The 13,118-nt window shown below is 72.1% G+C and carries 11 protein-coding genes; 10 read left to right on the top strand and 1 reads right to left on the bottom strand.

What is annotated here, in order from left to right:
* Positions 1-5: 5 nt before the first annotated feature.
* The 10 genes from K2F47_RS15630 to K2F47_RS15675 all read left to right on the top strand — a co-directional run bounded on the left by K2F47_RS15630 (position 6) and on the right by K2F47_RS15675 (position 12,026).
* Positions 6-1,292, top strand: a complete 1,287-nt coding sequence (locus K2F47_RS15630) for a homoserine dehydrogenase (protein WP_242905980.1) — start codon at positions 6-8, stop codon at positions 1,290-1,292.
* 58 nt (positions 1,293-1,350) lie between these two features.
* Positions 1,351-2,418 (top strand): threonine synthase, encoded by a 1,068-nt coding sequence (thrC, locus tag K2F47_RS15635; RefSeq protein WP_242903722.1) that lies wholly within the window; start codon positions 1,351-1,353, stop codon positions 2,416-2,418.
* A gap of 168 nt (positions 2,419-2,586) precedes the next feature.
* Entirely contained in the window at positions 2,587-3,540 is a 954-nt protein-coding gene (gene thrB / locus K2F47_RS15640) for a homoserine kinase (protein WP_242903724.1), read from the top strand.
* A gap of 454 nt (positions 3,541-3,994) precedes the next feature.
* Positions 3,995-6,166, top strand: a complete 2,172-nt coding sequence (rho, locus tag K2F47_RS15645; protein WP_242903726.1) for a transcription termination factor Rho — start codon at positions 3,995-3,997, stop codon at positions 6,164-6,166.
* A gap of 244 nt (positions 6,167-6,410) precedes the next feature.
* Positions 6,411-7,811, top strand: coding sequence for a sensor histidine kinase (locus K2F47_RS15650; RefSeq protein WP_242903728.1), 1,401 nt, complete (start codon positions 6,411-6,413; stop codon positions 7,809-7,811).
* Between the two features lie 105 nt (positions 7,812-7,916).
* Positions 7,917-8,570: a response regulator transcription factor gene (locus tag K2F47_RS15655; RefSeq protein ID WP_242903730.1), complete on the top strand. Its 654-nt coding sequence runs from the start codon at positions 7,917-7,919 to the stop codon at positions 8,568-8,570.
* A 256-nt stretch (positions 8,571-8,826) separates the two neighbouring features.
* A complete protein-coding gene (rpmE, locus tag K2F47_RS15660; protein ID WP_021598595.1) occupies positions 8,827-9,045 on the top strand; it encodes a 50S ribosomal protein L31 in 219 nt (72 codons plus the stop codon).
* 123 nt (positions 9,046-9,168) lie between these two features.
* Positions 9,169-10,230, top strand: coding sequence for a peptide chain release factor 1 (gene prfA, locus K2F47_RS15665; RefSeq protein WP_242903732.1), 1,062 nt, complete (start codon positions 9,169-9,171; stop codon positions 10,228-10,230).
* On the top strand, positions 10,227-11,087 hold the full coding sequence (gene prmC, locus K2F47_RS15670; RefSeq protein WP_242884629.1) for a peptide chain release factor N(5)-glutamine methyltransferase: 861 nt from the start codon (positions 10,227-10,229) through the stop codon (positions 11,085-11,087). Before prfA ends, prmC begins: the two co-directional genes overlap by 4 nt.
* Positions 11,088-11,174: 87 nt before the next feature.
* Positions 11,175-12,026: an L-threonylcarbamoyladenylate synthase gene (locus tag K2F47_RS15675; protein ID WP_372490852.1), complete on the top strand. Its 852-nt coding sequence runs from the start codon at positions 11,175-11,177 to the stop codon at positions 12,024-12,026.
* A 250-nt stretch (positions 12,027-12,276) separates the two neighbouring features.
* Here the strand turns inward: K2F47_RS15675 and K2F47_RS15680 are convergent, their stop codons facing one another.
* Entirely contained in the window at positions 12,277-13,086 is an 810-nt protein-coding gene (locus K2F47_RS15680) for a hypothetical protein (protein WP_242903736.1), read from the bottom strand.
* Positions 13,087-13,118 lie beyond the last annotated feature (32 nt).

Consider the following 13,118-nt stretch of genomic DNA (forward strand, 5'->3'; position numbering starts at 1 on the left):
TGCGGGTGGCGCTGCTCGGATGTGGCGTCGTCGGCACGGAGGTCGTCCGGCTGCTGCGGGAGCAGGCCGTCGATCTGGCCGCGCGCGTCGGGGTCCCGCTGGAGCTCGCGGGGATCGCGGTGCGGCGCGCCGACAAGGTCCGCGCCGGTGTCGCGAAGGAACTGCTGACGACGGACGCGCACGGCCTGGTGACCCGGGACGACGTCGACATCGTGATCGAGGTCATCGGCGGCATCGAGCCAGCCAGGACGCTGATGCTGGAGGCGATGAAGACCGGCAAGTCGGTCATCACCGCCAACAAGGCGTTGCTGGCCGAGGACGGCGCCACCCTGTTCGCGGCGGCCCGGGAGTACGGGGCCGACCTCTATTACGAGGCGTCCGTGGCGGGGGCCATTCCTCTGCTCCGTCCCCTGAGGGAGTCGTTGGTCGGCGACCACGTCCACCGGGTGCTGGGCATAGTGAACGGCACGACCAACTACATCCTCGACCAGATGGACACCTACGGCGCCGGATTCAACGACGCCCTGGAGGAGGCCCAGGCGCTCGGGTATGCGGAAGCGGACCCGACGGCCGATGTGGAGGGTTTCGACGCCGCGGCCAAGGCGGCGATCCTCGCGCAGCTCGCCTTCCATACGCCGGTGGTCGCGGCGGACGTCCACCGTGAGGGCATTACCGAGGTGAGCGCCGCGGACGTGGCCGGCGCCAAGGGCATGGACTGCGTCGTCAAGCTCCTGGCCATCTGCGAGCGCGTTCCCTCCGAGGACGGACGGAACGGACGCGGCGTGTCGGTGCGCGTGTACCCGGCGATGATTCCGCGGTCCCATCCGCTGGCGAGTGTCCGCGAGGCGTACAACGCGGTTTTCGTGGAGGCGGAATCGGCGGGATCGCTCATGTTCTATGGGGCGGGTGCTGGGGGAGCTCCAACGGCGTCCGCGATTCTGGGCGATCTGGTCGCGGTCGCGCGCAACGTCGTCGGCGGAACGCCCGGACCGGTCGAGGTCACCTACGCGAAGCTTCCCGTCCTGCCCATGGGGGAGACGGTCACCCGCTACTACATCCAACTGGACGTCGCGGACGAGGCCGGCGTCCTCGCCACGGTCGCGGAGGAGTTCGCCCGGCACGGCGTGTCGATCCAGGCCGTCCGCCAGGTGGGGCTGGGCGAGGAGGCGCAGCTCGTCGTGGTGACCCACCGCGCGCCGGACGCGGCGCTGTCGGCGACGGTGGAGGTGCTGCGCGGGCTGGAGATGGTCCGCGAGGTCGCGAGCGTCATGCGGGTCGAGGGCGAGGAGTGACTGCGAGGTCACCCCGGTAGAATTCCGCACGACATCGCAGGTCATCAAGGAGAACGACGTGAACGCGAACGCTCGGGTGTGGCGTGGCCTGATCCAGGAGTACCGCGACCGCCTGCCGGTGACGGAGGCGACGCCCGTCGTCACCCTGTTGGAGGGCGGCACGCCGCTTCTCCGGGCGAACAGGCTCTCGCAGTTGACCGGCTGCGAGGTGCACCTCAAGGTGGAGGGCGCGAACCCCACCGGCTCCTTCAAGGACCGGGGGATGACGGTGGCCATCAGCAAGGCCGCCGAGGACGGCGCCAAGGCCGTCATCTGCGCGTCCACGGGGAACACCTCCGCCTCGGCCGCCGCGTATGCGGTACGGGCCGGGATGACCTGTGCGGTCCTCGTCCCCAACGGGAAAATCGCCATGGGCAAGCTCGCGCAGGCCCTGGTGCATGGCGCCCGGCTCCTCCAGGTGGACGGCAACTTCGACGACTGCCTGGAACTCGCCCAGAAACTGGCGGTCGACTACCCGGTGGCCCTGGTCAATTCCGTCAACAAGTACCGCCTCCAGGGGCAGAAGACGGCCGCGTTCGAAATCGTGGACGCGCTGGGCGACGCGCCGGACGTCCACTGCCTTCCCGTGGGGAATGCGGGCAACATCTCCGCCTACTGGATGGGCTACAAGGAGTACGCCGCGGACCGCATCTCGTCCGGGACGCCCCGGATGCTCGGCTTCCAGGCGAGCGGCGCGGCGCCCTTCGTGAAGGGCGAACCCGTCCTGAAGCCGCAGACGATCGCGACCGCCATCCGGATCGGCAACCCCGCGTCCTGGAACCTGGCGATCGCCGCGCGGGACGAGTCGGGCGGTGCGATCGACTCCGTCACCGACCGTCAGATCCTGGCCGCCTACCGGCTGCTGGCCAGGGAGGAGGGCGTGTTCGTGGAGCCCGCGTCGGCCGCGAGCGTGGCGGGGCTGCTCCAGGCGAGCGAGCGGGGTGTCGTCGAGCCCGGCTCGAAGGTCGTCTGCACGGTGACCGGCAACGGCCTCAAGGACCCCGACTGGGCCATCTCCGGCGCGCCCGCCCCGACCGTCGTCAAGGTCGACGCGCATGCGGCGGCGTCCGCCCTGGGACTCACCTGAGCGCCGCACGAGGCGACCTTGAGTGCCGCGTTAGGACGGTCTAGGCCGCGCCAAGGCGATCCTCAGGGCCGCGTTAGGGCGGCCTGAAGGCGGCGTTAAGGCGGTCTCCACTTTCGGTAGCGGCGTCCACGCTGTTCTACTGCGAAGCTTCACTGCGAAGGGGCGGCGATGAGCTGGCCGACAAATCCCGTGCTGGTACGGACTCCGGCCACCAGCGCCAACCTGGGCCCGGGTTTCGACTCGCTCGGCCTCGCGCTGTCGCTGCACGACGACGTCGAGGTCGCGGTCACCGGCGACGAGGTGTCCATCGAGGTCGACGGCGAGGGCGCCGAGGTCGCCGACCGGGGCGAGCGGCACCTCATCGTCAAAGTTCTGCGCCATACGTTCGAGGTCCTGGACGAACTCTCCGCGGCGCGGGGCGCGCCCGTCATGGGGCAGCCGAAGGGGATTCGGCTGCGGTGCCGCAACCGCATCCCGCACAGCCGCGGTCTCGGATCGTCCTCGGCCGCGATCGTCGCCGGTATCGTCGCGGCGCGCGCGCTGCACCCCGGCGGGAAACTGCTCGGTGACGAGGGCGCGTTCCGTCTCGCGACCGAGCACGAGGGGCATCCCGACAATGTCGCGCCCTGCCTGGCGGGCGGTCTCACAATCGCGTGGACGGGTGCGGCGGGCCCCAGGCTCGTGCGCCTGAAGTCGCGGATCGAACACGTCATTGCGTTCGTCCCAGAGCAGCGTCTCGCCACCGAGCGCGCGCGCGGACTGCTGCCGGAAACCGTCCCGCATGCCGACGCAGCCGCGAACGCCGGACGCGCCGCGCTGCTTATCGCCGCGCTCACCGGAGGGCTCGATCCCACGGTGCTGCTGGACGCGACCGAGGACCGTCTCCACCAGGACTACCGCGCCCCCGCCATGCCCGACTCGGCCGCACTCGTCGCGCGTCTGCGTGCGGCTGGTGTGCCGGCAGTGATTTCCGGGGCGGGGCCTACTGTCCTGGCCTTCACAACCGCATCACAAGTTGATTCGATGGGCTGGGAAGTGGGTAATGGGTGGCACGAACACCCGTTGGACGTCGCGACCCGTGGCGCCCGTGTCATGGCCGGTGAGGCACAGCTCCGGTACTGACGCCGGCGCGGGGGGCGGAGCCGCCGCGCCGCTCCGGCCGGTGTGGGATCCGGCAAGATCCAGCTAGGTAAAATGCGAAGACATCGACCTCTGGGGAATAGCAGTGTGCCCTGGTGATGTTAGGCTGAATGCCGCACCAGATGCCCCGTTCGGGGCAGCGTGCTCGTCAGCCGCGCGTCACCTGTTCGGCCCTCCGGCCGTGTCGGTCCCGCGTACTAGGCTCCCCGACACCGTGACATCCCGTTGTCAGGCATTCCAGCGAAACTTCGGACGTGGCGGTGACGGGGGTCGCGCACGAGCGAACCGTCCCGACCACCATCTGGCTGTACCCAGAACCCGCCGATCGCGGTGCCATCGTGATCAGCGGAGCCCGACTCGGCGCCCCCGCCGGGCCGCACCACCGGGTTGACTGGCCGAACGCCGGCCAACGCCCGCTCCCTGGGAAGGACCCTTAGTGAGCGAATCCAGCGAACTCCTTACGGACGCATCCAGCACGGCACCCGCGGCCGACGCCGCCCCGGCCGGCGCGCAGCCCACCGCGGAGCCCGCCGCCACCCCCCGGCGCCGCCGGCAGGGCACCGGCCTCTCGGCCATGGTGCTGCCCGAACTCAAGGCGCTCGCGTCCAGCCTCGGCATCACCGGTACGACCGGGATGCGCAAGAGCCAGCTCATCGCCGCCATCCAGGAGAAGCAGGGCGGCCAGGCGCAGGGCTCGGCGGGGGAGCAGGGAGCCGCTGCCACGGCGAAGACCGAGCGCACCGAGCGCACCCGGCGCACCCGCGCCGCGGCCGCCAAGCACGAGGTGTCCGACGACCAGGTCACCATCGCCGAGGCCGCGCCGGCGGCCGAGCAGAGCGCGCCGGCGGCGCAGGCCGCGCCGGTCGAGCAGCCCGTCCAGGCGCAGGCCCAGACGCAGGCGCAGCCTCAGAACCAGACGCAGACCGCCGTGGCCACCGAGCAGGGCGACAGGGCGTCCGACAAGCCCGCGGACAAGGCGACCGACAGGCCCGAGCGGTCCGGACGCGACGAGCGGCAGGGCGGCCGCCAGGGCGCGCGGTCCGGCGACCGGCAGGACCGGGGGACCTCCGACCGGGGCGAGCGCGGCGACCGGCAGTCCCAGCACCGCGAGCCCGCCGCCGCGCAGGGCGGCGCCGAGGACGGCGAGTCCCAGGGTGGCGGACGCGACGGCGGCCGTGAGGGCCGCGAGGGCGGCCGCCAGCGGCGCGGCCGCGAGCGCGGCGAGGCCCGCGACCGGAGCGACCGCGGCGAGCGGGGCGACCGGAACGAGCGGGGCGACCGGAACGACCGCGGTGACCGCGGCGAGCGCGGTGACCAGAGCGGGGGCGGCCGCCAGCGCGGCCAGAGCCAGGGCGGCGGCCAGAACGACGACGACGAGAGCGGCGGCAGGGGACGGCGCGGACGCCGGTTCCGCGAGCGCAACCGGGGCCGCGGCGGTCGCGACCGCTTCGAGGAGCCGGTGATCACCGAGGACGACGTCCTGATCCCGGTCGCGGGCATCCTCGACATCCTCGACAACTACGCGTTCGTGCGCACCACCGGGTACCTGCCCGGCCCGAACGACGTGTACGTCTCGCTCGCGCAGGTCCGCAAGAACGGGCTGCGCAAGGGCGACGTCATCACCGGCGCGGTCCGCCAGGCGCGCGAGGGCGAGCGGCGCGAGAAGTTCAACGCGCTCGTCCGCCTCGACACCGTCAACGGCATGGAGCCCGACCAGGCCAAGGGACGCGTCGACTTCAGCAAGCTGACCCCGCTGTACCCGCAGGAGCGGCTGCGGCTGGAGTCCGACCCCGGCATCCTGACCACGCGGATCATCGACCTGGTGTCGCCGATCGGCAAGGGCCAGCGCGGCCTGATCGTGTCGCCGCCCAAGGCGGGCAAGACCATGGTGCTCCAGGCGATCGCCAACGCGATCACCAAGAACAACCCGGAGTGCCACCTGATGGTCGTCCTGGTGGACGAGCGTCCGGAAGAGGTCACCGACATGCAGCGGACGGTGAAGGGCGAGGTCATCCACTCGACCTTCGACCGTCCCGCCGAGGACCACACCACGGTCGCCGAGCTGGCCATCGAGCGCGCCAAGCGGCTGGTGGAGCTGGGCCACGACGTCGTCGTGCTGCTCGACTCCATCACCCGTCTGGGCCGCGCGTACAACCTGGCGGCGCCCGCGTCCGGACGCATCCTGTCCGGCGGTGTCGACTCGACCGCGCTGTACCCGCCCAAGCGGTTCTTCGGCGCGGCGCGCAACATCGAGAACGGCGGCTCGCTGACGATCCTCGCCACCGCCCTGGTGGAGACCGGGTCCCGCATGGACGAGGTCATCTTCGAGGAGTTCAAGGGCACCGGCAACATGGAGCTCAAGCTCAACCGGTCGCTGGCCGACAAGCGCATCTTCCCGGCGGTGGACGTCGACCAGTCCAGCACCCGCAAGGAGGAGATCCTCATGGCGCCGGAGGAGCTGCGGGTCGTCTGGCAGCTCCGCCGGGTGCTGCACGCGCTCGACACCCAGCAGGCCTTGGAACTGCTCATCGAGAAGATGAAGGAGACCAAGTCCAACGCCGAGTTCCTGCTCCAGGTCCAGAAGACCACGGTCTCCGACGACCGCTGAGCCTTCGCACGACCGCCGAGCGCCCCCGTCCGCCTCACCGGACGGGGGCGTTCCGCATTGGAGTGCTCAGGGCCTGGTCGGGAGGCGGTCGGGGTTGGAACGATCCGGGCATCCGGCCTTGGGAGATACCGCAGGGGGCATGGTGGGGCTAACCCCACCATGAAACCGGCGGCGGACTTCATGGTGGTCAGGCGGCGTGACCGGCAGGCTTGGGGCATACGGTTGAACGGCACGGAGGGACGACGTGGGCGAGCTGAGCAGGGACTCCGGCACCCCGATGGGCGCGGTGCGGGGCGGGGCGCGCAGGGCCGCCGCGCGGGTCGGTGACGGCGTGGCGAAGGGCTTCACCGGCGGCGTCATGGACGGCGGCTGGTCCCCGCTCGCCATGGTGACCTCGTCGCTGACGTGGCGCTCGGCCCTCTATCTCGCCGTGAGCCTGGTGTTCGGGCTCGGCTGGTTCGTCGTCCTGGTCGTGGGCCTCTCGCTCTCGCTCGCCCTGATGATCGTCTGGGTGGGGCTGCCGCTGCTCGCGATGCTGATGATCGCGTGGCGGTTCGGCGCGGTGCTGGAGCGCGGCCTCGTCCGCGCCGCGTTCGGCGTCTCGATCCCGAGCCCGTACCGGCGGATGCCCGCCGGCCTCAACCCGCTGAAGAAGCTGAGGACCATGGCGGCCGACCCCGCCACCTGGAAGGACCTGCTCTACCTGGGCCTGCTGTTCCCGATGACGCTGATCGAGTTCGCGGTCTCGGTGGTGCTCTGGGCGGGGACGATCACGATGCTGTTCATGCCGCTGATCATCCTGTTCGACGACAACGGCGGCGTGGAGGTCAATTTCGGCCCCGTCTCGTACTGGGCGGGCAACCCGGTGGAGGCCATTCCGATCTCCGCCGGCGGGCTCGTCTTCCTCGTCCTGGCGATCTACGCGACGCGCGTGCTGGCCATCGGCCACGCCGTGGCCGCCAAGGCCCTCCTCGGGCTGAGCAAGTCCCAGGCGGAGAACAGGCAGCTCCGGGAGCGGACGGCCCACCTCCAGGCCAGCCGCGCGCGCGGCGTCGACGCGGCCGAGTTCGAGCGCCGCCGCATCGAGCGCGACCTGCACGACGGCGCGCAGCAGCGGCTGCTGGCGGTCGCGATGGACATCGGACGCGCCCGCGCCAAGCTGGAGGACGACCCCGAGGGCGCCCGCGCCCTGATCGAGCAGGCGCACTCGGGCACCAAGGAGGCGATCTCCGAGCTGCGCGACCTCGCCCGCGGCATCTACCCGGCGATCCTCACCGACCGCGGCCTCGACCCTGCCCTGTCGGGCCTCGCCGCCCGCGCGCCCGTCCCCGTCGAGGTCGAGGTCGACCTGCCGGAACGTCCGCCCGCGGCGGTCGAGAGCATCGCCTACTTCATCGTCGCCGAGTCCCTGGCCAACATCGCCAAGTACGCCCGCGCGACCCGCGCCTCCGTCCGCGTCGCCCGCGAGGACGCCTGGGTCGTCGTCGAGGTGGTCGACAACGGCGTCGGCGGCGCGACGGCGCGCCCCGAGGGCGGGCTGGCCGGCCTGGCCGACCGCGCCGCGACCATCGACGGCATGCTGATCGTCGACAGCCCTCCCGGCGGTCCGACCATCATCCGCGCCGACCTCCCCTGCACCTGGTAGCCCCGCCGCCTCTGGCCGCCGGACGTCCTTCGGGGGGAGGGCGTCCGGCGGCGCCTTTTTCGGCGCGGGGGCCCGTGGGGTCGGTGAGGCCCGATAATGGGGCGCATGCGGGTTGTGATCGCCGAGGACTCGGTGCTGTTGCGGGAAGGGCTCGTCCGGCTGCTGGAGGACGCGGGGATCGAGACCGCGGCGACGGTGGGGGACGGCCCCGGCCTGCTCGGCATCGTCGACGAGCACAAGCCCGACCTCGCCATCGTGGACGTGCGGATGCCGCCCTCCTTCACCGACGAGGGGCTGCGGGCGGCGCTGGCGGTGCGGGAGCGCAGGCCGGGGACGCCGATCCTCGTCCTGTCGCAGTACGTGGAGGAGCGGTACGCGACGGACCTGATCGGCGGCGGCGCCGAGGGGGTCGGCTACCTGCTGAAGGAGCGGGTGGCGGACGTCGCCGAGTTCATCGACGCGGTCCGCCGGATCGCGGCGGGCGGGACGGTCATCGACCCCGAGGTCATCGGCCAGCTGCTCGGACGGCGCCGCACCGGGGACCCGTTGCAGGCGCTGACGCCGCGCGAGCAGGAGGTGCTCGGGCTGATGGCGCAGGGACGCTCCAACGGCGCCATCGCGGGCGACCTGGTCGTCACCGAGGGGGCCGTGGAGAAGCACATCTCCAACATCTTCATGAAGCTGGACCTCCAGCCCGCGCAGGGCGGGCACCGCCGCGTCATGGCCGTCCTGGCGTATCTGGGCCGCGCCGACGTCTGACCCCGCCGCCGCGAGCCCGCTGCCCGCGAGTCCGCCGCCCGTGAGCCCGCTGCCCGCGAGCTTGACGGCTGAGCCCGGACGCCTGCCGGCGCGCGGAGGGGCAAGATCGGGAATGACCGGTGACCTCGGCACGTTCGGGTATCTGGCACACTTGGAGTGCAACCGCTGCGGTACCGGTTCACGCTTCCCACATCTCCCATGGCCGCGCCATGCGGATGGGGGCGCCCGGCGACCGCTCGAAGCGAGGAGAGAACCCATGAAGCCTGACATTCACCCGAACTACGTCGTCACGACCGTGACGTGTACGTGCGGCAACACCTTCGAGACGCGGAGCACCGCGGAGAACGGCGTGATCCACGCCGACGTGTGCTCCAACTGCCACCCGTTCTACACGGGCAAGCAGAAGATCCTCGACACCGGCGGCCGGGTGGCGCGCTTCGAGCAGCGCTTCGGCAAGAAGAAGGCCGGCAAGTAGGGACGGACGCCGCACCGCGAGCACAGTACCGCGAGCACAGGGACGGCCCGGGGACTCACCAGGTTCCCGGGCCGTTCGGAGTCGGCACCCGCGCTCGGGGGCCGGGACGGGCCAGGACACACCGTGAATCTCGACGATCTCATCAGCGAATACGTCGGCATCGAGGGTCGGCTCGCCGACCCGTCCGTCCACGCCGACCAGAACCTCGCGCGCAAGCTCGGCAAGCGCTACGCGGAGCTGCGCCCCATCGTCGAGACCTACCGCGAGCTGTCCACGACCGGGGACGACCTCGCCGCCGCGCGCGAGCTGGCCGGGGAGGACGAGGCGTTCGCCGTCGAGGCGGGCGAGCTGGAGCGGCGCCGGGAGGACCTGGAGGAGCGGCTGCGGCGGCTGCTCGTCCCGCGCGACCCGAACGACGACAAGGACGTGATCCTGGAGGTCAAGGCCGGGGAGGGCGGCGAGGAGTCCGCGCTGTTCGCCGGCGACCTGCTCCGGATGTACCTGCGCTACGCCGAGCGCGTCGGGTGGAAGACCGAGGTCCTCGACTCCCATCCGTCCGACCTGGGCGGCTACAAGGACGTCACGGTCGCGGTGAAGGCGAAGGGCCAGGAGGACGGCGCCTGGACGCGGCTGAAGTTCGAGGGCGGCGTCCACCGGGTGCAGCGGGTGCCCGCCACCGAGTCCCAGGGGCGCATCCACACGAGCGCCGTCGGGGTGCTGGTGACGCCCGAGGCCGAGGACGTGGACGTCCAGATCGACCCGAACGACCTGCGGATCGACGTGTACCGCTCGTCCGGCCCCGGCGGGCAGAGCGTGAACACCACCGACTCCGCCGTGCGCATCACCCATCTGCCCACCGGCGTCGTCGTCTCGTGCCAGAACGAGAAGAGCCAGTTGCAGAACAAGGAGCAGGCGCTGCGGATCCTGCGGTCCCGGCTGCTGGCGATGGCGCAGGAGGAGGCGGACGCGGCGGCCGCGGCCGAGCGCAAGAGCCAGGTCCGCACCGTCGACCGGTCCGAGCGGGTGCGCACCTACAACTATCCCGAGAACCGGATCTCCGACCACCGCGTCGGCTACAAGGCCTACAACCTCGACCAGGTCCTGGACGGCGACCTGCACAACGTGACCCAGGCGCTGGTCGACGCCGACATGGAACGCCGGCTGGCCGAAGCCCAAGGATCATGAAACTGCTGCTCGACGAGATCGCCAGGGCCACGGCGCGGCTCGCCGACGCCGGGGCCGCCTCCCCGCGCGCGGACGCCGAGGAGCTGGCGGCGGCCGTGCACGGCGTGAAGCGCTCGGAGCTGCACGGCGTCCCCGACAGCTCGTTCGACGCGCGGTTCTGGGAGTTCGTCGCGCGGCGCGAGGCCGGCGAGCCGTTGCAGCACATCACGGGCCGCGCGTTCTTCCGCTACCTGGAGCTGAAGGTGGGCCCGGGCGTGTTCGTCCCCCGTCCGGAGACGGAGGTGATGGTCGGGTGGGCGCTGGAGACGCTCCGCGACATGGACGTCCGCGACCCCCTCGTCGTCGACCTCGGGACGGGGTCGGGCGCGATCGCGCTGTCGATCGCGCTGGAGGCGCCCCGCGCGCGCGTCCACGCGGTGGAGAAGGACCCCACCGCGTTCGTGCACGCGACCCGCAACATCGAGGAGCTGGACGAGCGCGGCCGCGTCCGCCTGCACCTGGACGACTTCGGGACCGCGCTCACCGAGCTCGACGGCACCGTCGACCTCGTCGTCAGCAACCCGCCCTACATCCCCATGAGCGAGTGGGAGTACGTGCCGCCCGACGTCCGCGACCACGATCCCGCGGACGCGCTGTGGGGCGGCGGCGACGACGGCCTGGACGCGATCCGGGTCGTGGAGCGCACCGCGCGCCGCCTGCTGCGTCCGGGCGGGTACGCGGCGGTCGAGCACAGCGACCTCCAGGGCAACGGCGTGTACTGGATCTTCGCGGAGGAGAACGGCTGGCGGGACGTCCGCAACCGGCGCGATCTGACCAACCGCGACCGGTTCGTCACGGCCCGGCTGCGGTCCGACTGAGCCGGGGGGCGCGTTCGGCCTGCGAGCACGGATATCCTGAAGCGTGCTGTACCGACGAGCGCCGCGCAGATGGGAAGACGGGCGACCGTGAGCCGACGTTATGACTGTTCCGAGCCGATGGAGCGCACCCGGGGAATCGCGGAGGCGTTCGCCGCGGCGCGGCGCGGTGAGCTGGTCGTCCTGCCCACCGACACCGTGTACGGCGTCGGCGTCGACGCGTTCATGCCGCCCGCCGTGGAGGCGCTGCTCCAGGCCAAGGGACGCGGCCGCGAGATGCCGCCGCCCGTCCTGGTCGGCTCCGTCCGCGCCGCGACCGCCCTCGTGGAGGATCTCGGCACCTACGGGCAGGACCTCATCGACGAGTTCTGGCCGGGCGCCCTCACGCTGATCTGCCGCGCGAACCCGAACCTCATGTGGGACCTCGGCGAGACCAAGGGCACGGTCGCGCTGCGGATGCCGATGCACGAGCTCGCCGTCGAACTCCTCAAGGAGACCGGCCCGCTCGCGGTCAGCAGCGCGAACCTGAGCGGTCAGCCCGCCGCGCGCACCGCCGCCGAGGCGGAGAAGATGCTCGGCGACTCGGTCTCGGTCTACCTGGACGGCGGCCCGTCCGGGCACGCCGAGCCGTCCACGATCGTCGACCTGACCGGCTCGGTCCCGCGCCTGCTGCGCGCCGGCGCGATCTCCGAGGAGAAGATCCGCTCCGTGGTCGGCGTCCTGCTGACCGACGACGACGACGCGCCAACCGGCGACAGCGACGAGAAGGGCGCTGAGGACGCCGCTGACGCCCCGTCCGAACCGGCCGAGGCCAAGCCCTCCCTCACCAAGCCCGCACCCGCGGACGAGCCCACGGACGCCGCGGACGGCGACCCCAAGCCCGACACCCCCGCCGCCAAGCCGTCCCTCACCAAGGACACCCCCGCGGAACAGGTCGACTGAGCCGCCCGGGCGACGAGACGCGCCGACGATCCCGGAGAGACTCGGCTGAGACGGCCCCGTGTTCGGCTTGTTCGTGGTCGCACGGTGAGGCGAGCAGCATGCTCTCCGGAACCGGGCGCCTGCTGGTCAGCAGGCTCGCGCTGGAGGACGGTCCCTTACCGCGAAGGCTCGTCGAGACGGCGTTCTGGCCCGACCTTGAGCAGCGGACGGCGGCCCGGCGGCTGAGCCGGCCGCTCTGGCGGATCCGCAGTCACGGGTCCCGGCGCACGGCGGCGAGCAGTGCGAGCGCCAGCAGGCCGCCCGCGACGAGGAGCGCGTAGACCACCGCTCCGGCCGACCCGTACGGCACCCGGGACCCCGCGTCCGGGTTCGTGAGCGCGCCGACGGCGGTGAAGGGCGACCAGCCCGCGAGGAAGCCGCCGACGCGCGGCACGAGGCCGAGGCCGCTCTCGCCCACCATCGCCCAGATCAGCAGTGCGCTGGTCGCGCCGGCTCCGTTGCGGACGAGGGTGCCGACGCTGACCCCGACCACGGCCGCGAAGGACCAGGTCACGCCCGTTCCGAGGAGCACCACCCACTCACCGGCCGTGTCCGGGCGCGGGACGGGCGGCGCCGCCGTCAGGGCGGTGACGCCGAAGCTCGCGAGAGCCAGGCAGACCGCCAGGACGCCGCCGGTCGCCGCCAGCAGCAGGGCCTTGGCGGCGATGAACGGCCGGCGCACCGGGATCGCCTGGTAGGCGAGGCGGACCGTCCGGTACTTGTACTCGCCGGTGACCGACAGGGCCGCGACCACGAGGATGACCATCTCGCCGATGGACAGGCCCGCCACGGAGTCGGCGACGGTGACCGGCTTCCCCTCCGACTCCGGGACGCGGGCGGCCAGCAACGCCGACCCCAGCGCCAGGGCCACCGCCACGCCGAGACAGCACCAGGTCGACCGGCTCGCCGCCAGCCGGATCCGCTCGGCGTCGATCGCGCCCCGGAACGCACCCCCGGACGCGCCCCCGAAAGCGCCCCGAAACACGCCGCCTGACACCGCGCCCCTCGCATGCTTGGACATCCGCCCCATTCCCCGCTCCGTCGCCATCGCCG

The sequence above is a fragment of the Actinomadura terrae genome (assembly GCF_022751215.1).
GTDB lineage: Bacteria > Actinomycetota > Actinomycetes > Streptosporangiales > Streptosporangiaceae > Spirillospora > Spirillospora terrae.

Bases quoted from the DNA above. Each gene is read 5' to 3' on its own strand.
- thrB (WP_242903724.1), top strand. From the start codon at position 2,587: ATGAGCTGGCCGACAAATCCCGTGCTGGTACGGACTCCGGCCACCAGC.
- K2F47_RS15655 (WP_242903730.1), top strand. From the start codon at position 7,917: ATGCGGGTTGTGATCGCCGAGGACTCGGTGCTGTTGCGGGAAGGGCTC.
- rpmE (WP_021598595.1), top strand. From the start codon at position 8,827: ATGAAGCCTGACATTCACCCGAACTACGTCGTCACGACCGTGACGTGT.
- prmC (WP_242884629.1), top strand. From the start codon at position 10,227: ATGAAACTGCTGCTCGACGAGATCGCCAGGGCCACGGCGCGGCTCGCC.
- K2F47_RS15680 (WP_242903736.1), bottom strand. From the start codon at position 13,086: ATGTCCAAGCATGCGAGGGGCGCGGTGTCAGGCGGCGTGTTTCGGGGC.